Source organism: Brevibacterium album DSM 18261, assembly GCF_000426445.1.
GTDB classification, from domain to species: Bacteria; Actinomycetota; Actinomycetes; order Actinomycetales; family Brevibacteriaceae; genus Brevibacterium; species Brevibacterium album.
Map to the genome: position 1 here is coordinate 51591 of NZ_KE384526.1, position 26820 is coordinate 78410.

Genomic DNA, 26820 nt, shown 5'->3' on the forward strand with positions numbered 1-26820 from the left:
GATGCACTGTTCAGGTGAGCTGAACAGTGAGTAGAATCACCCCATGGAGGTCCAACAGCTCAGGGCGTGGCGGTCCGTGGTGGCGACAGGGTCCGTGCGCGCAGCCGCGGAGATGCTCGGCTATTCGCCGTCTGCCGTGAGCCAGCAGGTCTCCGGGCTGCAGCGCGCCGCCGGCGTCCCCCTCCTCACTCGGGTGGGCCGCGGGATCGAGCCGACCCCTGAAGGCCTCGCCCTCGCCAGGAGGATCGACGGGGTCCTCGGAGAGCTCAGCGTCCTCGAGGACTACGTGCGCGGCCTGCGCGAGGGCCGCGATACGACCGCGACGATCGGATACTTCGCCTCCCTGGGCACCACGTGGATGCCGGACATCCTCGCACGCCTCGCCCGGGAACACCCCGAGACACAGCTGGAGCTCTTCGTCGCCGACTCGTTCGACGCTGCCCGGCACCCGAGACCGGACCTCCAGCTCGTCGTCCTCCCCGACACCGCGCATGCGCCGCCCGGCTATCGCGCACACCTCCTCGCGGAGGACGAGTACGCCGTCGTCATGCCCGCCGGCCATCCGCTGGCCGCGAGCGACCGCATCCCGCTGAGCACCCTGTCCGAATACGACTGGATCGACAACGACGTCGCCGGAGGCTCATGCCGGCAGACAGCCGTGGACGCGGCCGCAGCAGCGGGATTCCAGCCGGTCTTCCGCGTGCAGACTCCCGACTATCCCAGTGCATTGGCGCTGGTGGCGCGTGGCATCGGCATCTCGGTCATGCCGTCGCTCGCCGCGCGCTCACTGCCGCACGGAGCGGTTGCCCGGCCGATCACCTCTCCCACCCCCGTCCGGACGATCTACGCCCTCACCCCAGCCGCCTCCGATGCCCTTCCCGTTGCGCGCCGTGCCCTGGAGCTGGCAGTGCAGGCCGCGGGACCGAATACCGCATGAGCGTGCAGAGCGCCGGCTGATCAGCCGGGAGTGCCATGAGCCGTGCGAGCATCACGCAACAGCGAGCGGGCGCGGACGATCTCACCGATGAGGAGAGGCGCGAAGAAGAACACTGCGAGCACCGTGCCGAATGCGACCCAGGCGAGCAGTTCGACTCCGGGCTCGGTGATCGCGGCTGTCCGGTGAGCCACCCAGGCAATGGCCGCAGCAAAACTCGCCGAGGCACAGAGGACCGCAGCGAACCGGTGCCCGGTCAGCGCCGCAAGAGCGAAGATGACCACCATCGGCGGCAGGAACATGCCGAGCTCGTAGTCGCGCACGGCGAAGATGACGTAGGAAACGGTCGCGATGACCGCAACGGTGGGCGGGAAGCGTCGGAAGAACGCGAGTGCAGCGCATCCGAGCACCACCACAGCGAATGCGATGGCATCGGTCGGGGCGGTCCGACCCCATTCCTCGACCGGCGAGAACGGCTCACCGGTGATTGCGCCGAGGGTCGCACCGAGTTCGACGATCAGCACCATGGCCCCGACGCCGGTCCAGACGAACGCGCTGCGCCTCATGCCCACACCACCGCGATGATGACGTCTGCGAGCCCGAGCCCGCCCGCAGCGCGGAAGAGCGGGCGAACCGAGCCGGTGTCAGCACCGCGCCGGCGCTGCAGGACGATCGCCGCGATGAGCGCGCCGAGTGCCACGAGAGCGATGCCGAGTTTGACGATCATCTTGATCTCGTCGACCTCCAACCCCTGCAGCCGTCTCGAGGCGATGAGCGCGTTCCCGGTGACGACCTGCACGATCGCACCGGTGAGCATAAGACGCAGGCGCAGGGCTTCCCGGCTGCGGATCTGCAGCAGGAAGGGGCCGAGCATGGCAGCGAGTCCGAGGAAGTGGACGATCAGCAGCGCAAGACGTGCAATTTCCAAGGGAGGCATCGTCCCTCCTAGGGTGAGTGAGTATTTACTAACCCCTAGACTGGAAGCATGGCAGGATCCTCGTCAACACCCGGTTCGCGCAGCCAAGTGCCCTCTGCCCGCACTCGCATTCTCGACGCGGCATCAGCGATCATGCGACGAGACGGACTCGCGCGGGCCACCACCAAGGAGATCGCGCGCGAGGCCGGATGCTCGGAGGCGTTGCTCTACAAGCACTTCCCGGACAAACAGGACATCTTCCTGCGAATGCTGAGCGAGCGGTCTCCGCGACTCGGTTCGGCGAGCGAGCTGCCCGGTACCGGTACCGTCACCGGCAACCTCGAGAGTCTCGTCACGGACCTCCTGGAGTTCTACGCACAGACCTTCCCGATCGCCGCTTCGATCTTCAGCAGCACGGACCTGCTGACCGCGCACAGGGAGGCAATGACCTCGCGCGGTGCCGGTCCCCAGGGCCCGGTCCACCTGCTCGCCTGCTACCTGGACCAGGAGGCACAGCGCGGTCGCTTGCCGCAGGCCTGCGATACGGACGCAGTCGCACGCCTGCTCACCGGTGCCGCACTGCACGAGGCGTTCCTGGCTGCCTACGCCGGTGAGCCGACACACGAGGCCGCAGCGCTTGCGCACCGCCTCGTCTCCGCCGTCGGCCTCGAGCCCCGATGAGGGGTCATCGAAGCCTCGGCCGGATGGCCGCACAGCCGTTCGGGGTGGGCGATGTCCTCATGCTCGAACCGCAGCGAGCGCCTGCTCCAGGAGATCCGGGGCGTCCGCCTGCAGCACCGTGATCCGGCGGTCCCGCCGGAACCACGTCTCCTGTCGTTTGGCGAACTGCCGCGTGCGGACGATCGTCCGCTCCACGGCCTCGGCCCGGCTCATCGTCCCGTCGAGGTGCGCGAGCACCTCCGCGTAGCCGATCGCCTGACCCGCCGTCGAGTCCGCCCGCAGGCCGCGCTCCACGAGGCCGGCGACCTCCTCGACCCAGCCCGCGTCCCACATCCGCTCCACGCGGTCGGCGATCCGCGCGTGCAGGACCTCCCGTGCGAGCGTGAGCCCCAGCTGCACCGTGGGGCGGACATAGGCGTGTTCCGGCAGATGCGCAGAGAACGGCTCCCCGGTGATCTCCATGACCTCCAGCGCACGTACGATGCGTCGGACGTCTCCCGGGGCGATCTTCGCCGCCGCGGGCGGATCGGCCTGCTCCAGCCGGGCGTGCAGCGCCTGCGCCCCCTGCGCCTGTGCCTCGGCCTCCAGCCGCGCGCGCACCTCCGGATCCGTGCCCGGAAAGCGCATGTCGTCGGTGACCGCGCGGACGTAGAGCCCCGAACCGCCCACGAGGAGCGCGCACCGCCTGCGACTCTCGATCTCTGCGATGGCCGCCCGGGCGGCACGCTGGAAGGCCGAGACCGAGGCAGGTTCGTCGACGTGCAGGACATCGACGAGGTGATGCGGCACTCCCCCGCGGTCCCCCGGCGCGAGCTTGGCGGTGCCGATGTCCATGCCGCGGTAGAGCTGCAGGGCGTCGCCGTTGACGATCTCCCCGTCCAGTGTCCGGGCCAGAGCGATCCCGAGGTCGGATTTGCCCGTCGCGGTTGCGCCCACGACCGTGATCAGCGGACGCCGGTCCGCTCCACCGGCGCTCATATGCCTCCCCCGTCCGCGTGAGGCCCGCTGTGTCCGTCCAGCTGGATGAGCCGGTAGCGGACATGATGGGAGTCCGCGGCGGCGAGGAGTGTCCCCCGCAGCGCCGTCCCGCCCGGTGCGGACTCCCCGAGCGCGGACCCGGCGAATGCGGAACGCAGCGCTGCGGTCCAAGCCGCCGCGGCCTCGGCCCGCGGATGCAGATGCGCCAGTGCTCGGCGGTCCACCTGCCCGGTCAGAACCTGCTCCAGCGCCTCGTCGAACGCCTCCGCGCCCCCGATGGGTGCCAGCGGCGCGTCCGGATGCGCCGCGCCCGAGAAGTCCAGGGGCACGAGCAGGGAGCGCGACGGCCCCGCGACCTCGGACTGCCCCTCCTGTGCGGACAGCCCCTCAGCTGCGGACACGCGAGGATCGGAGACGAGGCGCACCCGGACCCCGGCGTCGAGGGCTGCCAGCACGGCCACGACGATGCCCGTCGGCACGTTCTCCGAGGCCGCCGCTGAGGCCGGATCCAGCTCCCGGAGGGTGCCCACGGCGGAGACGAGCGCGGGCCCCTCCAGCGAACCGGAGGAGGCGAGGTGGGCCTCCCTGCGCGCAGCGGCGGCACGGGCGTCCCTCCAGGACACCCTCACCCCGCGCGGCACGCCCAGCCCGCCCAGCGAGAGGAGCTGCGGCAGGGTCTCAGCCTCCGGTCGAGCGCCCGGGACGGCCCGGGATCGCGCCGCGGCTGCGGTCCCGCCGTGCGGATTCGGCGCGTTTCCCGGCAGGACGACCGTCCACTCCGGTGCGCTGCGCAGCACCTCGCCCATGGCTGTGCGGAGGTCCCGGACGTCTGCCGGTTCGCAGGCGTCGATCCCCTCCAGCAGCAGCGGCGTCCCGGGGATGAGGAGAGCTGCGGGTGTGCGCATGCCGGGCTCAGAGGCCCGCGCGCAGGGAGGGCATGCCGAGGGAGGTGGGCCCTGCACCTGCCCCCTGGCTCCCGGCCGCATCCGTTCCGCACGATTCCGCCTGGGCGAGGTCATGGGCGTCTCCGGCGCGGGTGCGGCGGAGCGCGTAGCCGGAATCGGACAGCAGGAAGTACGGCTTCGCCTCGTCGACGGTCACGGTGACGACATCGCCGGGGCGCGGCACCTCGGCGCCGGCCGGCACTCCGACGTGGACGAGCCGGTTGTCCTCCGCCCGCCCGCTGAGGCGCCCGTGCTCGGCATCCGGAGCGGAGGTGACGAGGACCTGCGCCCGGGTGCCGACGAGCCTGCGGTTCTCCTCCCAGGAGATCTCGTCCTGCAGCGCCACGAGCCGCTCGAAGCGCTCCTGCACGACCTCCTTGGGAACCTGCTCGGCCATCTCGGCCGCGGGCGTGCCGGGACGGATCGAGTACTGGAAGGTGAAGGCCTGCGCGAAGCGCGACTTCCGCACCACCTCGAGCGTCGCCGCGAAGTCCTCCTCCGTCTCGCCGGGGAAGCCCACGATGATGTCGGTCGTGATCGCGGCGTGTGGGATCCGCTCGCGCACCTCGTCGAGGATCCGGAGGAAGCGCGAGGATCGGTACGAACGGCGCATCGCCCTGAGGATGCCGTCCGAGCCCGACTGCAGGGGCATGTGCAGCTGCGGCATGACCGTGGGCGTCTCGGCCATCGCCTCGATGACGTCCGTCGAGAACGCGGCCGGATGCGGGCTCGTGAAGCGCACGCGCTCGATGCCCTCGACCCGCCCCACGGCGCGCAGGAGCTTCGCGAACGCCCCCCTGTCCCGGAACTCCGCCCCGTAGGAGTTGACGTTCTGCCCCAGCAGAGTCACTTCGATGACGCCCTGCGCGGCGAGAGCCTCGACCTCGGCGAGGATGTCGCCGGGACGCCGGTCCTTCTCCTTGCCGCGCAGCGAGGGCACGATGCAGAAGGTGCACGTGTTGTTGCATCCGACGCTGATGGAGACCCAGGCGGAATGGGTGGACTCGCGCCGGGTCGGCAGCGTGGAGGGGAAGACGTCGAGCGATTCGAGGATCTCGACCTGCGCCTCGTGGTTGTGGCGGGCCCGCTCCAGGAGGACGGGCAGCGAGCCCATGTTGTGCGTGCCGAAGACCACGTCCACCCACGGCGCACGGGAGACGATGGTGTCGCGGTCCTTCTGGGCCATGCATCCGCCCACCGCGATCTGCATACCCGGATGAGATTCCTTCACCTTGGCCAGCCGCCCGAGGTTCCCGTAGAGCCGATTGTCCGCGTTCTCCCTGACGGCACACGTGTTGAAGACCACCACATCGGCCTGCTCGTCTGCGGACGCAGGGACATAGCCCGCGTCGTCGAGCAGACCGGAGAGCCGCTCGGAGTCGTGGACATTCATCTGGCAGCCGTAGGTCCTCACCTCATAGGTCTGAGGCGCCGGGGACGCGGCTGCGGGTGCGGGGATCAGCGCGGAGTCAGTCATGGCCGGTCCAGTGTATCGAGGATCGGCGGGAGGGGGTGTGCGCCTTCAGGATGCGCTGGGCCCGGCGCACCTGACCGAGCGTCCGTGCCTGCGCTCCCATTCGAGGGCAGCACGGACCCCGTTCGCGGTCTCGACCGCGATGCGGTGGTCGAGCGGGCCTGCGGCCGCCTCGAAGGAGACGCTGAGCGTCGCTGCGGTGTCGACGTGGATGAACCGGCACGTGGGAGTGGTCACAGCAGCCGCACCGGCGCCGGCACCGGAGAGCAGCGAATAGCCCACGTTCCATCCGGCGGCGGGGACCGGCACGACCCGCACCGCGGGATGGTCGTACTCCTCGAGCACCGATTCGAAGTCACGGGGCACGAAGCGGGTGGGCCGGAAGATGGCGACTCGGATGAGCGAAGCGCGTCCCCAGAGCAGGTGCGCGAAACGGTCCGCGGGGCATCCGTAGGAGCCGACCGCTCCGCTGTCGTCCGCGAACCAGCTGACCTCCGGGGCCTCGACCTCCGCCGGCGGGATGCCGAAGTACGCCGCCGCGAGTGCGATCAGCCGTGCCTGGTGCTCCGAGGACTCGGAGAGATCGAAGGCTCCCGCCTGTGCCGAGCCCGCCGCTGGAGGGTCCGAATCGGCACCGCCGCCCACGACTTCCGGACGGAATGCACTCATCCCTCTCCTCCCTGCGCCTCATGACCCCTGGCTCGTACCGTGAGGTGCGCATTCCCACACCCACTGGCTCGATTTCCCGACGATCATAGAGGACGCAAGGAGCAGCGCTCACATCGCGTCATGAGAAGTCATGGCCTGCATCCGCCCCGCCCTCGCCGAGCGCCTCCCTCGCAGCCCGCATCGCGACGCCGCCGGAGAACCCGCGGCGACCGAGCACCCCGAGGATCCGCCGCAGCCGCGTCTCCTCCTCGAGACCCCGCGTGGACGCCGCCTTCTTCTGCGCCAGCGCCAGGGCATGGGGGAAATCGTCGTCGAGATCGTCCAGGGCCGCCTCGACATCCGCCTCCTCCACGCCCTTCTCCCGCAGACGGCGCCGCAGCGCAGAGGCGGACAGGCCCTTCTGCTCCCGCTGCGTCCGCACCGTCTGCCGGGCATAGCGCAGATCGTCGAGCAGGCCTGCCGCCCCCAGTCGTTCGAGCAGCACCGCGACGACATCCGGCGGATGCTCGCGAGTCAGGAGCTTCTTCCGCAGCTCGTCCGTGCTGTGCTCGCGCATGGCGAGGATCGAGTACGCCCGCTTCTTCGCCGCGCGGTACTCCGGGTCCTCAGGGTCGCCGGGGCCCCCCTGAACGCCGGAGTTCTCCGGAGCGTCAGAGCTCTCCGGAGCGCCGGGATCCTTCGCATCACCGGGCCCCTCACCGCTGCGGGAGACCTCCGGGTCCGCCGGGACGGCGTCCACCGCCGTCCGCAGCGAGGCGATGAGCGCCTCACGCGGATCGACGGCCGCGGACTCCTCCGAATGCGGCACGGCGGATCAGAACCCCGCGCCCGCGGGCACCGCCGCCTTCTGCGCAGCGGCCTTGGGATCCTTCGCGGAGTCCTTCGCCGGGGTCCGTGCAGCGCCCTTGCCGGCAGCCTTCTGCTCCGCCGCAGTCCCCTCATCAGCGGCAGGCGCAGCCTCGCCGGCCTCGGCGTCCGGCTCTGCGAACAGGCCGAGCTTCTGCTTGATCTTCGTCTCGATCTCCTCGGCCAGGCCCGGATTGTCCTTGAGGAAGTTGCGCACGTTCTCCTTGCCCTGGCCCAGCTGGTCCCCGTCATAGGTGAACCACGAACCGGACTTGCGCACGATCCCGTTGTCCACGCCCATGTCGATGAGGCTGCCCTCGCGGGAGATGCCCTGGCCGTAGATGATGTCGAACTCCGCCTGTTTGAAGGGCGGGGCCACCTTGTTCTTGACGACCTTCACGCGCGTCCTGTTGCCCACCGCGTCGCCGCCCTCCTTGAGGGTCTCGATGCGGCGGACGTCGAGGCGGACGGAGGCGTAGAACTTCAGCGCCTTGCCGCCCGAGGTGGTCTCCGGAGAGCCGAAGAAGACGCCCACCTTCTCACGCAGCTGGTTGATGAAGATGGCGGTGGTCTTCGAGGCGGCCAGCGCACCCGTGATCTTGCGCAGCGCCTGCGACATGAGGCGGGCCTGCAGGCCGACATGGGAATCGCCCATCTCGCCCTCGATCTCCGCCTTGGGCACGAGGGCCGCGACGGAGTCGATGACGATGACGTCCAGCGCACCCGAGCGGATCAGCATGTCCGCGATCTCGAGGGCCTGCTCGCCCGTGTCCGGCTGGGACACGAGCAGCTGGTCCGTGTCCACGCCCAGCGCCTTGGCATACTCCGGATCCAGCGCGTGCTCCGCATCGATGAACGCGGCGATCCCGCCCGACCGCTGCGCGCTCGCGACCGCATGCAGCGCGACGGTCGTCTTGCCCGAGGACTCCGGCCCGTAGATCTCGACCACGCGGCCGCGCGGGAGCCCGCCCACGCCGAGTGCGATGTCCAGTGCGACCGAGCCGGTGGGGATGAACTCGATGGGCTGGCGCTGCTCCTCGCCCAGGCGCATGACCGCGCCCTTGCCGTACTGGCGCTCCACCTGGCCCATCGCCGCTTCCAGCGCCTTGCTCTTGTCTCCGCCTGCGGTCTGTGCGCCGCGGGTGCTCTTCGCTGCCATGTCTCCTCCAATGTGGGTACCTCGATGCCTGTCTGCGACCAGCGTAGACACCGGCACGGACACAGCCTCCCGCTCAGCGCGAACCTGTGCACAGCCCGCCCTGCCGTCCACAGCTCGGATGACGCATCGCGGGCATGTCCAGCATACTCCGATGGGAACAGGTGTTCTAATCGACGGCCCGGCGTGTCGCCGCAGCGCCTCCCGGGGCGGCCCCGGGGCCGCCGGGCGGGCTCGGCCCGAGAAGCTCGGACCGGACCGGCTCAGAGGGGCGTGGAAGCGGGTTTGTCCCGGCCCAGCCTGCGCTCCGGCGGAACGCCCGCGGCCTCGCACACCGCCGCCCAGACCTCCTTGGGCCCCCAGCCGGCCTCGAACGCCTGTGCGGGCGTGAGCGAGCCGAGGGTGCTCAGGGCGAGGTCCTGGTGCAGCGAGGCCGCGCGGACGCGGCCGAACTCGTCGTCCATGAGCTCCCAGTAGAGGGCATGGCGCACGGTCTCAGGACCTCCCGGCCAGTGCGGGGGCGCCGGCGACGCGTCCGTCTGCGAGCAGGCCGCGGGAGAGCTCGACGGGAACGGTGTCCGGGATCTCCACGCCCTCGTCCAGCGCGAATCGGTCGCTGACATCGCGCAGCAGGCCGGACACGGGCATCTCCAGGGCCTCGCAGATGGAGGCGAGCAGCTCCGAGGAGGCTTCCTTCTGACCGCGCTCGATCTCGCTCAGGTAGCCCAGCGACACGCTGGCGCCGGCGGAGACATCGCGCAGGGTGCGGCCCTGGCGGAGCCGCGCGGTGCGCAGAGCATCGCCGATCTCGATTCGCAGGAGAGTCACGCGGTTCCTTTCCTCGCTGACGGTGGGTGGCCTGTGCGCCGGGGCGGTGTGCGACCCGGTATCCGGTCGAACCACAGGAGCCCCGCTGTTGTTCCCGATTCTACAGGGAGGGCCGGGGGCAGACGCCGCCGGACCGCGCACACTCACAGCACACTGCCCGCATGCGCTCAGCCCGCGGGCGGCACGGACGCGAGCAGGAGGCGCAGGCAGGCCCCGACCGTCGCCTCGCGGATCTCCTGGCGCTCCCCCCGCAGGTCGAGCCGCTCGCAGCGTTCGGCACCGTCCGGGCCGGACATCGCGATGAACACCCGCCCCACGGGCTGGCCGTCCTGCGGCGTGGGACCTGCGACCCCCGTACAGGCGACTCCGAGATCCGCCTCGCACACGCGCGCGGCCCCCTGCGCCATCTGGACGGCGACCTCCGGATCGACCGCCCCCCGCTCGGCCAGGAGCACCGGGTCCACGCCCGCGAGCCGCGCCTTGAGGTCCGTCGCGTAGGTCACGAGGCCTCCGCGCAGCACCGCCGAGGCGCCGGGCACCTGCGCGATCCGCCCGCTCAGCAGGCCCGCAGTGAGGGATTCGCACACGGCGACCGTCAGTCCGTGCGCGGCGAGCCGCTCCACGACCTCTCCCGCGGTCGTCGCCTCAGTCCCGGCCGGCACTTCCGCCGGCCTTCGCCTCGCGGACGAGCGCCGCGGACTTCACGCAGTAGTCGATGCCCGTCACGAGCGTGACGATGATCGCGGCCGTGAGCAGCACCCAGGCCGCCACGAGCCACCCGAGCCCCAGCGCCGGCAGCCAGGCCGCGACGGGCACCTGCAGGAGGAAGAGGCTCAGTGCGACGGTCTGCAGCACGGTCTTCAGCTTGCCGCCCTTCGAGGCCGGCAGCACCACCCAGCGGATGATGACGAAGCGGAGCACCGTGATCCCGAACTCGCGGACGAGGATGACGACGGGCACCCACCAGGGCAGCAGGCCGACGAGGGACAGGCCGATGAGCGCCGAGGCCATGAGGGCCTTGTCCGCGATCGGATCGGCGATCTTGCCGAAGTCCGTGATGAGGTTCCAGGCCCGGGCGAGCGTGCCGTCGATCCAGTCCGTCACCATCGCGACGACGAAGACGGCGAACGCCCAGAGCATTCGCACCGGATCGAGCTCGCCCCCGCCCAGCGCGCCCCCGCCCAGCAGGAGCACCAGGAACACCGGCACCAGGATCAGCCGCACGACGGTGAGTGCGTTGGGCAGGTTGACGCTGCTGGGCTTGCTGTCCGCTGTCTCTGTGCTCACGGTCCCAGCCTAGCCGTTCCCGCTCATCGCCCGGTGAGCTCCCAGGCGTCGTCCCCGCCGGCCTCGACGATCTCGAGGCCCGTGGCCTCGTCGTACATGCGACCGTCGTCTCCCGCGCGCGTGCGCCCGAGGTCGCCGGGACCTCGCGCTCCGCCCTCAGCATACGGATCCCCCGCATCGGCGGACGCCCGTTCCGCGCCGCCCGGCCCTGCGCCGCCCGGGCCGCCGGAGACCGGGCCGCCGGAGCCGCCCTCGTCCGGGGGATCCTCTCCGCGGATCACCGCGAGCGTGGCCGGCAGGTCCTCCGGCCTCACGAGCACATCGCGGGCCTTCGAGCCCTCGGACGGTCCCACGACGCCGCGGGACTCCATGAGGTCCATGAGCCGGCCCGCCTTGGCGAAGCCCACCCGCAGCTTGCGCTGGAGCATCGAGGTGGAGCCGAACTGCGTCGTGACGACGAGCTCCGCGGCCTGCAGCAGCAGTTCGAGGTCGTCGCCGATCTCCTCGTCGATCTCCTTCTTCGGCGCCTCGACCGCGACGTCCTCGCGGTACACCGGCGAGAGCTGGCCCTTGACGTGGGCGACGATCTCCTCGATCTCGGACTCGTTGACCCAGGCTCCCTGCACGCGCATCGGCTTGGCCGCGCCCATCGGCAGGAACAGCGCATCGCCCTGGCCGATGAGCTTCTCAGCACCGGGCTGGTCGAGCACGACGCGGGAATCGGCGAGCGAGGAGGTCGCGAACGCCAGCCGCGAGGGCACGTTCGCCTTGATGAGACCCGTCACGACGTCGACGGAGGGGCGCTGGGTCGCGAGCACGAGGTGGATGCCGGCGGCGCGGGCGAGCTGCGTGATCCGCTGGATCGAGGCCTCGACGTCGCGGGGGGCCACCATCATGAGGTCGGCGAGCTCGTCGACGACCACGAGGAGGTAGGGATAGGGGTGCAGTTCGCGCTCCGAGCCCGGGGGCACTGTGAGCTTCCCCTCGCGCACCGCCTTGTTGAACTCCTTGACGTGCTTGAACCCGAAGTGGGCGAGGTCGTCATAGCGCGCGTCCATCTCCCGCACCACCCATTCGAGGGCCTCGGCGGCCTTCTTGGGGTTCGTGATGATGGGGGTGATGAGGTGCGGGATGCCCTCGTAGGTGGTGAGTTCGACGCGCTTGGGGTCGACGAGGATCATGCGGACCTCGTCCGGGGTGGCGCGCATCATGATCGAGGTGATCATGGAGTTCACGAAGCTCGACTTGCCCGCGCCCGTGGCACCGGCCACGAGGAGGTGCGGCATCTTCGAGAGGTCGGCGACGACGAAGCCGCCCTCCACGTCCTTGCCCACTCCCATCACCATCGGGTGGTCGGTCTTCCGCGCCGCATTGGAGCGCAGCACGTCACCCAGGGAGACCGTCTCGCGGTCGGAGTTCGGGATCTCGATGCCGATCGCCTTCTTGCCCGGGATCGGCGAGAGGATGCGCACGTCCGCGCTCGCGACCGCGTAGGCGATGTTCTTGCTCAGCGCCGTGACCTTCTCCACCTTGGTCCCGGGCGCGAGCTCGACCTCGTAGCGGGTGACGGTGGGGCCGCGGGAGAAACCGGACACCTCGGCGTCGATCTTGAACTGCTCGAACACATCGCGCAGCGCGGCGACGACCCGGTCATTGGCCTCCGAGCGCTCCTTGGGCGGCGGTCCCACCGCCAGCAGCTCGGAGCTCGGGAGGGTGTAGGTGACGTCGCCGCCCAGTTCCAGCTGGGCGACGCGCTGCGGGAGCTCGCCCGTCGCCTCGGGCGCGGGCGTGCGGACCACGGGGATGTCCGCGGTGTCGGCCTCGCCGGAGGACCGGCCCCCGGCCTCCGGGGCGCCGTCCCGGCTCCGGGCGCCGAGCACCGCCGTGGGCTCGTCCATGCCCACCTCGCGGCGCAGCTGGGCGGCGGCCTGCTCCGCCTTCGTCGGACGGCGCTCGCCGGGCCGGTAGCGGGGCTCCGAGGCCGCCGCATCGACGTCGTAGACCTCCGTCTCCTCCGCGGAGGCGCCGGGGGGCGCTGCGCCCCGGTCCCCGCTCCGGCCCGTCCGCTGCTCCTCCTCGAGCTCGCGCTCGTGGATGTAGGCCTTGTCATAGGCGGATTCGGACTCGGACTCGTGCGACGGGGCCTCCTCCGCGGCCTTGCGCCTGGCCCCCCGCTTGCGCCCCATGGGCTTGAGCGTCGAAGTCGTCCGGCCCTCGGCGACGAGGTCCTCGGCCTCCTCGGCGGTCCCGGACCCGCCCGTGAGCCGCTCATAGGCGCCGCGGATGCGGGCCGGGATCCGGCGCACCGGCGTGGCCGTGACGACGAGCACGGAGAACAGCGCCAGGAGCACCAGCAGGGGGACGGCGACGTAGACGGTCGTCGCGACCACGAGCGGGGAGGAGACGATGTAGCCCAGCGCTCCCCCGCCGTTGGCCATCGCCTCCCGCGAGTTCACGAAGCTGGGCGTGCCCGCCGCGATGTGGGCCAGCCCGGAGGCGGCCAGCACGGCTGCGATGAGCCCGATGAGGATGCGGTTGTTCCCGCGGGTGTCCTCGCCGCGGAGGAACAGCCGGACGGCATAGCCGAGCAGCAGCAGCGGCAGGGCGAGCGCGACGCGGCCGAGAGTGCCCTCGACCACGGCCCTCACCCCGTCGCCGAAGGCGCCGGGGATGTTCCACCACTCGAAGGCGGCGACGAGGATCGCCACCGCGACGAGCGCGAAGCCCGTGCCGTCGCGCCGCACGGGCGAGGCGTTCGCGGGATCGTCCGGATCGAGGACCTTGCGGGCTCGGCTCCCTGCCATGTGTGCCACTCCCATCCACGCACCGGTGAGGAGGTTGCCGCCAGGGCTCGCCTGGGAGCGCTCGGGGCCGCGAGCGGGCGCTGAGCCCTTCTTCGCGGCTTTCGAGCCCCGGGCGCGACCTGGGGAAGTCGTACTGGTCGCCATGATCCACCATGCTATGGGGGCGGGCGCGCACGATGTGGGACGTGCTCCCGGCGTTTTGGGACCTGAGCGGCAGGACTGCACACGTGCCTGCGCCGCCGTCCCCGTCCCCGGCAGTAGGATCGGGTGCAGTCCGATGCACCCGCTGAAGAAGGGCCCGCCTGTGCCTCAGTCGTCCGCACCGCTTCCTCCCGCGCCGCCAGCGGCCTCCCCCGCCGCTCCCGCGCAGGGATTCGACCGGGAGCGCTACATCGCACTGCAGTCCGAGCACATCCGGGCCCGGCGCAGGGAGATCGGCGGGAAGCTCTACCTCGAGATGGGCGGGAAGCTCTTCGACGACATGCACGCCTCCCGCGTGCTCCCGGGCTTCACCCCGGACAACAAGATCGCGATGCTCGAGCAGCTGCGGGACGAGCTCGAGATCGTCATCGCGGTCAATGCACGGGATCTGCAGCGCCAGAAGGTGCGCGCGGACCTCGGCATCACGTACGAGGAGGACGTGCTCCGCCTCGTCGACGTGTTCCGGCAGCACGGCTTCCTCGTGGAGAACGTGGTCTTCACGCAGCTGGAGAGCGACAACCATGCAGGCCTGGCCTTCCGCCGCAGGCTCGAGCGGCTGGGGCTGAGGACCGCGCGCCACCGCGTCATCCCCGGCTACCCCACGGACACCCGGAGGGTCGTGAGCGAGGCCGGGTTCGGCCTCAACGAGTACGTCGAGACGAGCCGCGACCTCGTGGTCATGACCGCTCCCGGGCCCGGCTCCGGCAAGCTCGCGACGTGCCTGTCGCAGATCTACCACGACCACCAGCGCGGCATCTCCTCCGGCTATGCGAAGTTCGAGACCTTCCCGGTGTGGAACCTGCCGCTCGAGCACCCCGTCAACCTCGCCTACGAGGCCGCGACTGCCGACCTCGACGACATCAACGTCATCGACCCCTTCCACCTGCATGCCTACGGGAAGCAGGTCACCTCCTACAACCGCGATGTGGAGGTCTTCCCGCTGCTCGCGGCCCTGCTCGAGCGGATCGCCGGCGCCAGCCCCTACGCCTCGCCCACGGACATGGGCGTGAACATGGTGGGCAGCTGCATCGTCGACGAGGAGGTGTGCCGGGAGGCCGCCCGCCAGGAGATCGTGCGCCGGTACTTCAAGGCGCTCGTCGACGAGCGCCGGGCCGATGCCGATGACACCGTCTCGGAGCGGATCGGCCTCATCATGGGCAAGGCCGGGGTCGAGACCTCCGACCGCGCCGTGGTGGGCCCCGCCCTCGAGCTCGAGACCGCCACAGGCGCACCGGCCTCGGCGCTGCTGCTCCACGACGGCACCCTGATCACGGGCAAGACCTCACCCCTGCTCGGCTGCTCCGCCGCGATGCTGCTGAACGCCCTCAAGCACCTCGCGGGGATCGATCCCGAGGCGCACCTGCTCTCCCCCGAGTCGATCGAGCCCATCCAGACCCTCAAGACTGCGCACCTGGGCAGCCGGAACCCGCGCCTGCACACCGATGAAGTCCTCATCGCACTCTCCGTGTCCGCCGGCGCCAGCGAGGAGAGCCGGAGGGCGCTCGCGCGCCTGCAGGACCTCAAGGACACCAACGCCCACACCACGACGATCCTCGGCTCCGTGGACGAGGGGATCTTCCGCAGCCTCGGCATCATGGTCACGAGCGAGCCCAAGTACCAGCGGAGGACGGACCTCTACCACAAGCGCTGAGGCGCTCGCCGGACCGCTGCCGCAGCCCCGGGGGCGGCACCGTCGGGAAGACGGATCGGCCTCGGCGCCTCCCCTGGGAAGGTGCCGAGGCCGATGCGCGGACGGGCCGTGGCTCAGCCCAGCAGCTCGTAGGCCGGGACCGTGAGGAAGTCCGCGTACTCCTCCTGCGTGGCCATCTGCTGGAACAGGCTCCTGGCGGTCTCCCACTGCGCGGGCTCGCCCGGCAGCTTCGCGACCTCCTCGGCGATGATCCGGTCGACGAGCTCCTTCGTCACTGCCTCGCCGGTGTCCGCGAGCACGACCCCGTAGTGCAGCCACTGCCACACCTGGGAGCGGGAGATCTCGGCCGTCGCGGCGTCCTCCATGAGACCGCCGATCGCCGCCGCGCCGTTTCCGCCCAGCCATGCCGCGACGTACTGGATGCCCACCGTCACGTTGAGGCGCAGGCCGGCCTCGGTGACGTCACCGGGCGTGTCGCGCACGCTCAGGAGGTCTGCGGCGGTGACGGCGACGTCCTCGCGCTTGCGCTCGATCTGATTGGGGCGCTCGCCGAGCACCTTCGTGAACTCCGCGCGGCAGGCCTCGACCATGCCGGGGTGGGCGACCCAGGAGCCGTCGAAGCCGTCGCCGGCCTCGCGCGACTTGTCCCGCTCCACCTGGTCGAAGGCCTTCCGGTTGGCCTCCTCGTCCTTCGAGGGGACGAAGGCGGACATGCCGCCGATCGCGTGGGCCCCGCGCTTGTGGCAGGTCCGGACCAGCAGCTCCGTGTACGCGCGCATGAAGGGCACGGTCATCGTCACCCGGCCGCGGTCCGGGGTGATCCAGTCCTCGCCCTTGGTCCGGTGCGTCTTGATGACGGAGAAGATGTAGTCCCAGCGGCCTGCATTGAGGCCTGCCGAGTGCTCGCGCAGCTCGTAGAGGATCTCCTCCATCTCGAAGGCGGCGGGGTAGGTCTCGATGAGGCACGTCGCCCGGATGGTGCCGCGGTCGTAGCCGAGCTTCTCCTGCGCGTGGATGAAGACGTCGTTCCACAGCCTCGCCTCGAGGTGCGACTCCATCTTGGGCAGGTAGAAGTACGGGCCGCGACCCTTGGCGATCTGCAGGGCGGCGCAGTTCGCGAAGTACAGCGCGAAGTCCACGAGCGAGCCCGAGGCGGTCCGCCCGTCGATCGTCATGTGCTTCTCGTCGAGGTGCCAGCCGCGGGGCCGGACCACGATGGTCGGCAGCTCCTCGTCCGGGCGCAGGCGGTACTCCTTGCCCTGCTCGCTCACGAAGTCGATCTCGCGGTTCAGCGCGTCGAGGAGGTTCACCTGGCCGCCGATGACGGAGTCCCAGGCCGGGGTGTTCGCATCCTCCTGATCGGCCAGCCACACCTTGGCGCCGGAGTTGAGCGCGTTGATCGTCATCTTCGTGTAGGTGGGCCCGGTCACCTCGACGCGCCTGTCCTCGAGCCCCGGCGCGGGCGGGGCCACCTGCCAGGAGTCGTCGGCACGGATGTGCGCGGTCTCGGTGAGGAAGCCGAGCTCCTCGCCCGCGTCGAGGCGCTCCTGGCGCTCCTTCCGGGCGGCCAGCCGCTCGGCCCGGGTGTCCGCGAAGGCGCGGTGCAGGGAGACGATGAGGCCGAGCGCGTCGGGGGTGAGCACCTTCTCGGCGCCCTCCGGCAGCTCAGCGGTGATCTCGAGGCCCTCGGGCAGCTCGATGGCGGCAGCGGTCATGGTGTTCTCTCCTCTGTCCGTCCGGGCGCGGGGACTTCCGGCCCGGGAGGGTGGGTGACGTGCTGGGGTTTGGGTCTCGAAGGGGTTCGGGCCTCAGGGCCGCGGCGGCTCGTCGAACATGACTCCGGGGTTGAGGATGCCGGTGGGATCGAAGGCGGCCTTCACCCGGCGGTTGAGCTCCATCACGTCGTCCCCGAGGTATCCGGCCAGCCACGGCTGCTTGAGCCGGCCCACGCCGTGCTCACCCGTGATGGTCCCGCCCAGGGAGACCGCAAGGTCCATGATCGCGCCGTAGGCCGCGTGGGCGCGCTCCCGCTGGGCCGCATCCGTCGGATCGAACACCACGAGCGGATGAGTGTTGCCGTCGCCGGCATGGGCCATGACCGCGACCAGCACATCGTGCTCGCGCGAGATCTCCGCGATGCCGTCGACGAGGGCGCCGAGCCGCGGGATCGGCACGCCCACGTCCTCGAGGAGGATGGTGCCCTTCTTCTCCACCGCCGGGATGGCGATCCGGCGCGCGGCGACGAAGGCCTCGCCCTCATCGGGGTCGTCCGTCGAGTAGACCTCGGTGGCGCCTGCGGCCTCGCAGCGGCGGGCGATCTCCGCGATCTCCTCTCCGGCGTGCCCGGCCGGCTCGTCCGACTGCACGATGAGCATCGCGGCGGCCTCGCGGTCGAGGCCCATCCGCGTCTCGTCCTCGACCGCGCACAGCGTGGGACCGTCCATGAACTCCAGCATCGACGGCCGCATCGTCCGTGTGATGGCGAGGACGGCGTCCGTCGAGGCCTCCAGGCTCGGGAAGGTCGCCACGAGGGTCTGCGGGGCCCGCTGGGCGGGCACGAGCCGGAGCGTCACGTCCGTGATGATGCCGAGTGTGCCCTCGCTGCCCACGAACAGCTTGGTGAGCGGCAGTCCTGCCACGTCCTTGAGGCGCGGACCGCCCAGCTGCACCTTCCGCCCGTCCGCGAGCACGACGGTCATCCCGAGGACGTAGTCGGTCGTGACCCCGTACTTCACACAGCACAGGCCTCCGGCGTTGGTCGCGATGTTCCCGCCGATCGAGCAGAACGTGTAAGAGGCCGGGTCCGGCGGATACCACAGACCGTGCTCGGCGGCGGCGGCCTTGACCTCGCCGTTGAACGCGCCCGGCTGCGCGACGACGGTCCGCGTGATCGGGTCCACGGTGATCTCGCGCATCCGCTCGAGCGAGAGCACGAGGCAGCCATCCTGCGCGGTGGAGCCGCCGGAGAGGCTCGTGCCCGCGCCGCGCGGCACCACGGGCGTGCCGGTGGCATGCGCGAAGCGGATCACCTCCTGCACGTCATCGGCCGAGGCGGCCCGCACGACCGCGAGCGGCGTCCCCGCATCCGGGTCCTCCGCGCGGTCCCGGCGGTAGGCCTCGGTCTTGACGGGGTCCGTGAGCACCGCGCCCGGCTGCAGGCGGGCGCGCAGCTCATCGAGGGTCCTCGCCGGCCCGGCACTCCCCGCGCCGCCCTCAGCCGCAGTGCTGTGATTCCCTTCCACCCGTCCGCCTCCCGTGGGTCGACCGATTCCGCGGGGACTGTCCGTCCCATCGCCTCGGCCCCGATTCTGCCATGTGCTCTCGGTCACGGTAACACCACGATCCCGCGGTATGAAATCTCAATTTCATGATATGAAATCGTGGATGCGTGGCGGTGTCGTGGGAAGACTTTCCGAAGCAGCCACCACGCGCGCGCATTCCTGCGAGAAGGCTGTGCCACGGCCCGGAACCGGCTGGACACAGTGTGATCTGAGCCGCATCATGGAACCCATCGGATCGCAGAGCGAAACTCCGCGATCACTCCTATGTCCTTTCCGTGCGTCGCAGGCGCCGCACGGACCTGCGAGAGGCACCACATGGATGCACTTCTGGCCGCTTCACCCGTTCTGGTGGCGGGGATCCTGCTGCTGGGGTTCCGCGCACCCGCCACGATCGCCATGCCCGCGGGCCTCGTCGTCGCCGCACTCGTCGCCTTCTTCGCCTGGCAGGTCGAATGGATCACGATCGGCGCCTCCGTCATGCAGGGCGTGCTCGTGGCGATCGGTCTGCTCTGGATCGTGTTCGGCGCGCTCCTCATGCTCGCCACCGTCACCAAGTCCGGCGCGATCGAGACCATCAAGGCCGGCTTCGTCTCCGTCTCCGCCGACCGCCGCGTCCAGGTGATCATCGTCGCCTGGCTCTTCGGCAGCTTCATCGAGGGCGCGGCCGGGTTCGGGACGCCTGCGGCGATCGTCGCGCCGCTGCTGCTCGCGCTCGGCTTCCCGGCCGTCGCCGCCGTCCTCGCGGGCCTCCTCATCCAGTCCACCCCCGTGAGCTTCGGCGCCGTCGGCACCCCCATGCTCACCGGCATCGGCACGGGTCTGCAGGACAGCACCGGCAGCCTGTCCGCCGACGTCTCCGCCCGGGCGGCGGAGCTGGGGCTCGACGCCTCCGGCTTCGTGGCCCACACCGCGTTCCAGGTCGCCGCCCTCCACGCCGTCTGCGGAATCTTCATCCCGCTCACGCTCGTGTGCTTCATGACCGGCTTCTTCGGGGAGCGCAAGCGCTTCGCGGACGGCCTCGCCGTCGCCCCCTTCGCGATCTTCGCCGCCGTCGCGTTCATCGTCCCCTACCTCCTCGTCGCCTGGCTGCTGGGGCCCGAGTTCCCGTCCCTCCTCGGCGGCCTCATCGGCCTGCTCATCGTCATCACGGCCGCGCGCAAGGGCTTCCTCATGCCGAAGGAGGTCTGGGACTTCCCGGCGCGGAACCGGTGGCCCGAGCGCTGGATGGGCAAGGTCGACCCGGCCGACGAGGCCGCGCACCTCGGCAAGCGCATGCCGCTCGTCCAGGCCTGGGCGCCGTACCTCATCGTCGTGGCGCTGCTCCTCCTCACCCGCAACATCCCGGCAGTCAAGGACTTCCTCGCCAATGTCGCCGTCGTGAGCGTCGAGGACATCTTCGGCACCGGGATCAGCCAGAAGATGGACCTCCTCTACTCCCCCGGCTTCCTGTTCGTGCTCGCGAGCATCGCCACCTACGGCATCCACCGCATGACGAAGCGGCAGATCGCGGACGCCTGGGGGCTCGCCGGCAGGCAGATCGCGGGAGCGGCCTTCGCGCTCCTCTGCTCCCTGCCGATGGTGCGCGTGTTCATCAACTCCGGACCGGAGTTCAACGGGTCCGGGCTCGAGTCCATGCCGCTCACCCTCGCGAACACCGCCGCCGAGGCCCTCGGCGCCAACTGGCCCGTCCTCGCCCCGTTCGCCGGTGCGCTGGGCGCGTTCATCGCGGGCTCGAACACCGTCTCGAACGTGATGTTCTCCCAGTTCCAGTTCTCCACCGGGGTGAACATCGGGGTGAGCTCGCCGGAGACCGTCGTCGCCGTCCAGGCCGTGGGCGGTGCAGCGGGCAACATGGTCGCGGTGCACAATGTCGTCGCCGCGGCCGCGACGGTGGGCCTGCTGGGCCGCGAGGGCGACATCATCCGCAAGACGGTGCTGCCCATGCTCGTCTACTCCCTCACCGCCGGCTGCCTCGCCTACATCTACCTGTGGGGCCCGGGTCTCAACCTCGGCACGATCCTCATGGGGGTGATCCTCCTGGGCGTGCTCACGACGTTCTTCCTCCTGACGCGTGAGAAGCCGCGGCAGAACAGGGAACTCGCCCCGGCCTCGGCGTGAGCACCGCACAGGAGGCCGCAGTCCCCCGCCGCCCGCAGCGGCGCGTCCAGTCCGTCGACCGCACGATCGACGTGCTCGAGGCGCTCACGGCGGCGGGCGGAGCGGCCCGCTCCAAGGAGGTCGCCGAGGCTGCGGGCCTGCCCGTGCCGACGGTCCATCGCCTCCTCGCGACCCTCGTGGCGCGCGGCTACGTGCTGCAGCTCCCGGATCGGAGCTACTGCCTGGGCTCGCGGCTCGTGCGCCTGGGCGCTGTGGCCGCCCAGCAGTCCGGCTCTCATGTGCAGCCGGTGCTGGACCGCCTCGTGGCGCGCCTCGAGGAGACGGTGAACCTGGCCTTCTGCACCCAGGAGGCGATGACCTACGTCGCGCAGTCGGCCTCCCACCGGTCGATGCGCATGTTCACGGAGGTGGGGCGCAGGGTCCCGCTCCACTCCTCCGGAGTCGGCAAGGCCGTCCTCGCCGCCCTCCCGAACGAGGAGGTCACGGCGCTCCTGACGGCGGACGCCGGGCCCCGGGGCGCCGAGGCGGTGCTCACCGAGATCCGCCGGGCGCGCCGGACCGGGTACGCGGTCGACGACGAGGAGCAGGAGGCCGGCGTCCGCTGCCTGGCCGTGCCCGTCCCCGGCGCGCCCGCTCCCGCCGCGCTGTCCGTCTCCGCGCCGAGCTCCCGGCTCGTGCCCGAGGTCTATGAGGCCGTCGCACACCAGCTCAGGGCGGCGGCCCGCGAGCTGACCGCACACTGGGCCGAAACCGCTGAGTGAGCGGTTCCTGTCGGTCTGCGACGCTCGAACCGACAGGAACCGCTCACTCAGCGGAATGGGATCAGACCACGACGACCATCGGGACGATCATGGGCTGACGGCGCAGCTTCGACGAGATCCAGCGGCCGATCGTCCGGCGGATGATCTGCTGCAGCTGGTGCCGGTCCTTCGTGCCGTTCCGGATCGCCTCGAGCACGGCGGCCTCGATCTTGGGCGAGATGGAGGCGAACACGGTCTGGTCCTCGGCCACGCCGCGGGTGTGGATCTCCGGGCCCGCGACGATCTGCCTGCGCGAGAGGTCGACGGCCATGAAGACGGAGACGAAGCCCTCGCCGGCGAGCGTGAGCCGGTCCTTGAGATCGGCCTCGGTGATCGCGCCCACGGTGGAGCCGTCCACGAAGAGGTCCTGCGTGGGATAGGCGCCGGCGACGTGCGGCTTGCCGTCCACGAGGTCCACGGCGTAGCCGTTCTCCGCGAGGATGATGTTCTCCTCCGGCACCCCGGTCTGCTCCGCGAGCTCGGCGTTGGCGAGCAGGTGGCGCCATTCGCCGTGGACCGGCATGACGCCGGCGGGCCGGACGATGTTGTAGCAGTAGAGGAGCTCGCCGGCGGAGGCGTGGCCGGAGACGTGGATCTTCGCCGAGCCCTTGTGCACGACCTTCGCGCCGAGCTTCATGAGCCCGTTGATGACCCGGAAGACCGCGTTCTCGTTGCCGGGGATGAGCGAGGAGGCGAGGATGACCATATCGTCCTCGCCCACCTCGACGCGGTGGTTGCGGTTGGCCATGCGCGAGAGCGCGGCCATCGGCTCGCCCTGGCTGCCGGTGCTCATGAGCACCACCTGGTCGTCCGGGTAGTCGTCGACCTTCTTCATGTCGATGAGGATGCCCGGCGGCACGTCGAGGTAGCCGAGGTCCTGGGCGATCTTCATGTTGCGCACCATCGACCGGCCCACGAAGGCGACCTTGCGCCCGTGCTCATTGGCAGCCTCGAGCACCTGCTGGACGCGGTGCACGTGCGAGGCGAACGAGGCGACGATGATGCGCCGCTGCGCCTGCCCGAAGAGGTTGACGAGAACGGACTTGATGTCCTTCTCGTGTGCGGTGAAGCCCGGCACCTCGGCGTTCGTGGAGTCCGTGAGGAACAGGTCGACGCCCTCCTCGCCCAGACGGGCGAACGCGCGCAGGTCCGTGATGCGGCCGTCGAGCGGGAGCTGGTCCATCTTGAAGTCGCCCGTGTGGAGGACGGAGCCCGCGCCCGTGCGGATCATCACCGCGAGCGCGTCCGGGATGGAGTGGTTGACCGCCACGAACTCGACGTCGAAGGGACCCAGCTGGTCCGTGTCGCCCTCGCTCACCACGCGGGTCACGCCCTTGATGCGGTGTTCCTTGAGCTTGGCCTCGATGAGGGCCAGCGTGAGGCGGGAGCCGAGGATCGGGATGTCCTCGCGGCCGCGCAGCAGATAGGGCACCGCACCGATGTGGTCCTCGTGGCCGTGCGTGAGGACGAGGCCGACGATCTGGTCGTAGCGGCCCTCGAGGTAGGTGAGGTCCGGGAGGATGAGGTCCACGCCGGGCTGCTCCTCCTCGGGGAACAGCACACCGGCGTCCACGATGAGGAGTTTGCCGTGGTACTCGAACACGGTCATGTTGCGGCCCACCTCGCCGAGGCCGCCGAGGGCTACGATGCGCAGCGCCTCCGGGTCGGCCTTGCGGGGCTTGCCGATCTCAGGCAGGAAGGTCTTCACGTCAGGTAATCGCTCCTTTGGAGAGCCCGGCGCACGAACTCCACCTGTGCTGCGTCCGCGGGCAGCAGCGGAAGCCGTGTGGCCCGTGTGCCGAGGACGCCCTGGAGTTCGAGGGCCGCCTTGACGGCGACCACACCGGGCATGTGGTTCATGATCGCGTCCACGAGGGGGACGAGCTCCCACGCAATGGCGCGGGCCGCCGCGAAGTCATCGCTCGCGGCATGGGAGACGAGGGCGCTCAGCCGGTCCGCGGCGACGTGTCCCACGACGGACACGATGCCGACGGCACCCACGGACATGAGCGGCAGGTTGAGCGCGTCCTCGCCCGAGTAGTAGGCGAGGGCGCCGGTGCTGAGCACGTCCGCGGCGAGGTCGAGGCGCCCCTTGGCGTCCTTGACCGCGAGGATCCGCGGGTGCTCGGCGAGGGCGAGGAGGGTGGGGGTCTCGAGCGGGACGCCGCTGCGGCCGGGGATGTCGTAGAGCATGACCGGCAGGTCCGTGGAGTCCGCGACCGCCCGCGTGTGGGCGGTGATCGCGGCCTGGCTGGGCTTCGAGTAGTAGGGGGTGACGACGAGGAGGCCGTCGGCTCCGGCCGCTGCCGCCTCCCGGGCGAGCGCGAGGGTGTGCGCGGTGTCGTTCGTGCCCACACCGGCGATGACCTTCGCGCGGCCGCCTGCGGCCGCGCGCACGATCCGGAGGAGCTCGGCCTTCTCCGCGTCCGAGGTGGTGGGCGACTCCCCCGTGGTCCCGGAGACCACGAGCATGTCGTTGCCCAGGCCGATGAGATGGTCCGCGACGGCCTCCGCGGCCTTCGCATCGAGCACTCCGTCAGCGGTGAACGGAGTGATCATCGCGGTCCCCACCCGCCCGAAGGCGTCGAGGGCAGCACGCGCTGCGGAGTCATCTATCATGGCCATGCGAGAATCCTACCCGCCGCGGACGGCAGAGAGGCACAGGCTCTCAGTGCACAAGACACACGGCCGGATCCTCGGCCTCGATCTGGCCCGCGGGATCGCCCTGTTCGGGATGATCGCCACACACGTCCTCCCCCGCATGGACGCGGCCGGGGAGCTCACCTTCGTCGCGCAGTTCCAGGGGCGGGCCTCGGCGCTGTTCGCCGTCCTCGCGGGCGTGTCGATCGTGCTCTCCACCCGGCGCACGCTCGAGGTCCCGGGACTGCGCGGCTGGGCCGCCGCGGCGGCGGGCCTGACCGTCCGCGGCCTCTTCATCGGCCTGCTGGGCCTGGCTCTGGGCGAGCTGCCGAGCGGGATCGCGGTCATCCTCGTCAACTACGGCGCCCTCTTCGTGATCGCCGCGCTGTTCCTCCGCCTGCCCGCATGGGCGCTGGGGCCGGGAGCGGCCCTGTGGTTCCTCCTCACCCCGCAGCTCTCGCACGTCCTCCGGTCGGATCCGGCGTTCGCGGACATGCCGCTCCACGTGCCCGCGTTCTCCCTCGTCGGCGATCCCGACATGTGGGTGGGCCTCGTGCTCACCGCCTACTATCCGCTCCTGCAGTGGACGGGATACATCCTGCTGGGCATGTGGCTCGCGCGGACGGACTGGTCCGCCGTGAGCCGGCGCGTGCTGCTCGTCGTCATGGGGCTGGCGGTGTCCGTGCTCGCGGCCTCGATCTCCTCCCTGCTCATGACGTTCCGCGGGATGGAGGTGCTGGAATCGCTCTATGCGACCGGGATCATGGCCGACGGCCACTCCTATGTCGAACGGCTCATCATGCTGGGCGCCTACGGGGTGACGCCCGCGGACTCCGCGTGGTGGCTCGCGACGTCCGGCCCGCACTCGGGGACGACGTTCGACCTCGTGCACACCTCCGGCATCGCGCTCGCCGTCATCGGCCTGTGCCTGCTCGCCGGGCCCTGGCTGGAGCGGCACGCCTGGCTGCATGCCTGGCTCTCGCGGCCCGGTTCCATGCCGCTGAGCATGTACACGCTGCACATCGTGATCGTCTCGACGATCGCGGCGACTGCCGGTGAGGGCGATGTCGACATCGCGGCCTGGACGTCCTTCGCGGTCAACATCGCCGCGCTCATCGTCGTCTCGCTGGTCTGGTCGTCCCTCGTCAGCCGCCGAGGCCCGCTCGAGTCGCTCAGCTCCTTCGCCGTCCGCGGGGTGACGGAGGCGGTGCTGGGCCCGACCGGGAGGACCCGGACCGGCACCGCGACTGCGGGCTGGGGCTGAGTCCGCGCTCGTGCGGCGGTCGGCCTCGGACGCCGCTCAGGCCGCGGCGGGCGGCTCCCGGTGCATCCGGATCGCCCGGCGCATCGTGGCGCGGGCATTCTTCCTGTCCCCCGAGGCGTCATAGGCGCATGAGAGGCGGAACCACGAGCGCCAGTCCTCCGGGGCCGCCTCGGCCTCGGCGCGGTACTTCTCGAACTCCGCGTCCGCGGCCTCGCGGACGATCCGGCCGCCGGGGGTGCGCGGCAGGGTGTCCGGCGGCAGGCCTCCCTCGGACTCCAGGATGCCGGCGAGCTGCTCCGTGCGCGTGCCGAAGAGCAGCTCCCGGAACAGCGCCCATGCCCCGATGACCGGCAGGGCGAAGAGCGCCAGTCCCAGTGCCTTGGCGATGAGCGAGTCGTCCGTGAGCATGATCCAGCCGCGCTGGGCCGTGAACACGAGGTAGAGCACGAGCCCCGCCGTGACGACGAGGACGCCCAGCTTGGCCTTCGTCATCCGCAGCGCGCTCATGCGAGGTCCAGATAGGACTCGAGGCCGTGGTCGAGTCCGCTCCGCTGCCCGATCTGCCGCACGGCGGTGAGGATGCCGGGCATGAACGCGCGGGTGGAGAAGGTGTCGGTCCGAATGGTGAGCGCCTCGCCGTCGGAGCCGAACATGATCTCCTCGTGCGCGTTCATCCCCTGCTGGCGGACCGCGTGGACGTGGACGCCGTCGATGACCGCGCCGCGCGCGCCCTCCGGATCCTGGGCGGTGGCGTCGGGCATCTCGCCGAGGCCGGCCTCGGCGCGGGCGGCCGCGATCCGCTGGGCGGTGTGGCGGGCGGTGCCCGAGGGGGCGTCGAGCTTGCGCGTGTGGTGGATCTCCATGATCTCGGCGGAGTCGAAGTGCGGTGCCGCGAGCTCCGCGAACCGCATCGCGAGCACCGCTCCGATGGAGAAGTTGGGCGCGATGAGGACCGCGACCCCGGGATGGGCGGCCAGGAGCCCGCGCAGGGCCTCGAGCCGGTCCTCGGTCCAGCCGGTCGTGCCCACGACGGTGTCGATGCCGTGCTCGACCAGGAAGCGGACGTTCGCCTCGGTGGAGTCCGGGACCGTGAGCTCCACGGCGACGTCGACGTCGAGGTCCGCCAGGCCCTCCAGCGAGTCCGCGCTGCCCAGCGCCGCGACGAGAGTGAGCCCCTCGGCCTGTTCGACGGCTTCCACGGCATGGGAGCCCATGCGGCCCCTGGCTCCGATGACGGCGACGCGGATATCGCTCACGTTCTTCACTCTCCTGGGATGGTGCGACGGCTGCTGCCGTGCGCCCCAGAGGGGCGCACGGCGGTCGGCACCAGTCTACGAGGCGAGGAGGC

The 26820-nt window shown here is 70.8% G+C and carries 25 protein-coding genes; 6 read left to right on the forward strand and 19 right to left on the reverse strand.

What is annotated here, in order from left to right; all coding sequences use genetic code 11:
* Positions 1–43 precede the first annotated feature (43 nt).
* Positions 44–937, forward strand: a complete 894-nt coding sequence (locus tag K318_RS0113665) for a LysR family transcriptional regulator (protein WP_029089884.1) — start codon at positions 44–46, stop codon at positions 935–937.
* A gap of 20 nt (positions 938–957) precedes the next feature.
* Here K318_RS0113665 and K318_RS22040 read toward each other — a convergent pair whose 3' ends face one another.
* Positions 958–1461: a hypothetical protein gene (locus K318_RS22040; protein WP_156914027.1), complete on the reverse strand. Its 504-nt coding sequence runs from the start codon at positions 1459–1461 to the stop codon at positions 958–960.
* 35 nt (positions 1462–1496) lie between these two features.
* Positions 1497–1862 carry a hypothetical protein gene (locus K318_RS0113675; RefSeq protein ID WP_029089885.1) on the reverse strand — a complete coding sequence of 122 codons (366 nt, stop codon included), beginning with the start codon at positions 1860–1862 and terminating at the stop codon, positions 1497–1499.
* Positions 1863–1919: 57 nt separating this feature from the next.
* Between K318_RS0113675 and K318_RS0113680 the strand changes: the two genes are divergently transcribed.
* Positions 1920–2531, forward strand: coding sequence for a TetR/AcrR family transcriptional regulator (locus K318_RS0113680; protein WP_051298033.1), 612 nt, complete (start codon positions 1920–1922; stop codon positions 2529–2531).
* A 57-nt stretch (positions 2532–2588) separates the two neighbouring features.
* Here the strand turns inward: K318_RS0113680 and miaA are convergent, their stop codons facing one another.
* The 11 genes from miaA to K318_RS0113735 form a co-directional block, all read right to left on the reverse strand.
* On the reverse strand, positions 2589–3509 hold the full coding sequence (miaA, locus tag K318_RS0113685; RefSeq protein WP_029089887.1) for a tRNA (adenosine(37)-N6)-dimethylallyltransferase MiaA: 921 nt from the start codon (positions 3507–3509) through the stop codon (positions 2589–2591).
* Positions 3506–4414, reverse strand: coding sequence for a hypothetical protein (locus K318_RS0113690; protein ID WP_029089888.1), 909 nt, complete (start codon positions 4412–4414; stop codon positions 3506–3508). Before K318_RS0113690 ends, miaA begins: the two co-directional genes overlap by 4 nt.
* A 7-nt stretch (positions 4415–4421) precedes the next feature.
* Positions 4422–5930: a tRNA (N6-isopentenyl adenosine(37)-C2)-methylthiotransferase MiaB gene (gene miaB, locus K318_RS0113695; RefSeq protein ID WP_029089889.1), complete on the reverse strand. Its 1509-nt coding sequence runs from the start codon at positions 5928–5930 to the stop codon at positions 4422–4424.
* A gap of 45 nt (positions 5931–5975) precedes the next feature.
* Entirely contained in the window at positions 5976–6596 is a 621-nt protein-coding gene (locus K318_RS0113700) for a hypothetical protein (RefSeq protein WP_029089890.1), read from the reverse strand.
* A gap of 118 nt (positions 6597–6714) precedes the next feature.
* Positions 6715–7404, reverse strand: coding sequence for a regulatory protein RecX (locus K318_RS0113705; RefSeq protein WP_156914029.1), 690 nt, complete (start codon positions 7402–7404; stop codon positions 6715–6717).
* Between the two features lie 6 nt (positions 7405–7410).
* Positions 7411–8601: a recombinase RecA gene (gene recA, locus K318_RS0113710; RefSeq protein WP_029089892.1), complete on the reverse strand. Its 1191-nt coding sequence runs from the start codon at positions 8599–8601 to the stop codon at positions 7411–7413.
* 260 nt (positions 8602–8861) lie between these two features.
* A complete protein-coding gene (locus K318_RS0113715; RefSeq protein ID WP_029089893.1) occupies positions 8862–9089 on the reverse strand; it encodes a DUF3046 domain-containing protein in 228 nt (75 codons plus the stop codon).
* Between the two features lie 4 nt (positions 9090–9093).
* A complete protein-coding gene (locus tag K318_RS0113720; RefSeq protein ID WP_029089894.1) occupies positions 9094–9426 on the reverse strand; it encodes a helix-turn-helix domain-containing protein in 333 nt (110 codons plus the stop codon).
* A 167-nt stretch (positions 9427–9593) separates the two neighbouring features.
* A complete protein-coding gene (locus K318_RS0113725; protein WP_029089895.1) occupies positions 9594–10088 on the reverse strand; it encodes a CinA family protein in 495 nt (164 codons plus the stop codon).
* Positions 10072–10713, reverse strand: coding sequence for a CDP-diacylglycerol--glycerol-3-phosphate 3-phosphatidyltransferase (gene pgsA, locus K318_RS0113730; RefSeq protein WP_029089896.1), 642 nt, complete (start codon positions 10711–10713; stop codon positions 10072–10074). The genes K318_RS0113725 and pgsA overlap by 17 nt, the downstream gene beginning before the upstream one ends.
* 23 nt (positions 10714–10736) lie before the next feature.
* Positions 10737–13517, reverse strand: a complete 2781-nt coding sequence (locus K318_RS0113735; RefSeq protein ID WP_035282094.1) for a DNA translocase FtsK — start codon at positions 13515–13517, stop codon at positions 10737–10739.
* Between the two features lie 304 nt (positions 13518–13821).
* On the opposite strand from K318_RS0113735, the gene K318_RS0113740 reads away from it, so the two are divergent.
* The gene (locus K318_RS0113740) at positions 13822–15369 is read left to right on the forward strand and encodes a DUF1846 domain-containing protein (RefSeq protein ID WP_281170705.1); all 1548 of its coding nucleotides are present in this window, start codon (positions 13822–13824) and stop codon (positions 15367–15369) included.
* 113 nt (positions 15370–15482) lie between these two features.
* Here the strand turns inward: K318_RS0113740 and aceB are convergent, their stop codons facing one another.
* Both aceB and K318_RS0113750 read right to left on the reverse strand, forming a co-directional pair.
* Positions 15483–17084: a malate synthase A gene (gene aceB, locus K318_RS0113745; protein ID WP_029089899.1), complete on the reverse strand. Its 1602-nt coding sequence runs from the start codon at positions 17082–17084 to the stop codon at positions 15483–15485.
* A 93-nt stretch (positions 17085–17177) separates the two neighbouring features.
* Complete coding sequence (locus tag K318_RS0113750; protein ID WP_342664215.1) at positions 17178–18611, reverse strand: FAD-binding oxidoreductase; 1434 nt, start codon at positions 18609–18611, stop codon at positions 17178–17180.
* Between the two features lie 354 nt (positions 18612–18965).
* On the opposite strand from K318_RS0113750, the gene K318_RS22045 reads away from it, so the two are divergent.
* A complete protein-coding gene (locus tag K318_RS22045) occupies positions 18966–20768 on the forward strand; it encodes an L-lactate permease (protein ID WP_051298034.1) in 1803 nt (600 codons plus the stop codon).
* Positions 20765–21529, forward strand: coding sequence for an IclR family transcriptional regulator (locus K318_RS24810; RefSeq protein ID WP_029089901.1), 765 nt, complete (start codon positions 20765–20767; stop codon positions 21527–21529). The genes K318_RS22045 and K318_RS24810 overlap by 4 nt, the downstream gene beginning before the upstream one ends.
* Positions 21530–21590: 61 nt before the next feature.
* Here the strand turns inward: K318_RS24810 and K318_RS0113765 are convergent, their stop codons facing one another.
* On the reverse strand, positions 21591–23276 hold the full coding sequence (locus K318_RS0113765; RefSeq protein WP_051298035.1) for a ribonuclease J: 1686 nt from the start codon (positions 23274–23276) through the stop codon (positions 21591–21593).
* Positions 23273–24193 (reverse strand): 4-hydroxy-tetrahydrodipicolinate synthase, encoded by a 921-nt coding sequence (dapA, locus tag K318_RS0113770; RefSeq protein WP_029089903.1) that lies wholly within the window; start codon positions 24191–24193, stop codon positions 23273–23275. Before dapA ends, K318_RS0113765 begins: the two co-directional genes overlap by 4 nt.
* Before the next feature lie 46 nt (positions 24194–24239).
* Here dapA and K318_RS22050 point away from each other — a divergent pair, with 46 nt between their 5' ends.
* Entirely contained in the window at positions 24240–25472 is a 1233-nt protein-coding gene (locus tag K318_RS22050; protein WP_169721476.1) for a heparan-alpha-glucosaminide N-acetyltransferase domain-containing protein, read from the forward strand.
* A gap of 36 nt (positions 25473–25508) precedes the next feature.
* Here K318_RS22050 and K318_RS0113780 read toward each other — a convergent pair whose 3' ends face one another.
* Complete coding sequence (locus K318_RS0113780; RefSeq protein WP_035282096.1) at positions 25509–25979, reverse strand: tetratricopeptide repeat protein; 471 nt, start codon at positions 25977–25979, stop codon at positions 25509–25511.
* Complete coding sequence (gene dapB, locus K318_RS0113785; RefSeq protein WP_029089905.1) at positions 25976–26728, reverse strand: 4-hydroxy-tetrahydrodipicolinate reductase; 753 nt, start codon at positions 26726–26728, stop codon at positions 25976–25978. The genes K318_RS0113780 and dapB overlap by 4 nt, the downstream gene beginning before the upstream one ends.
* Positions 26729–26820 lie beyond the last annotated feature (92 nt).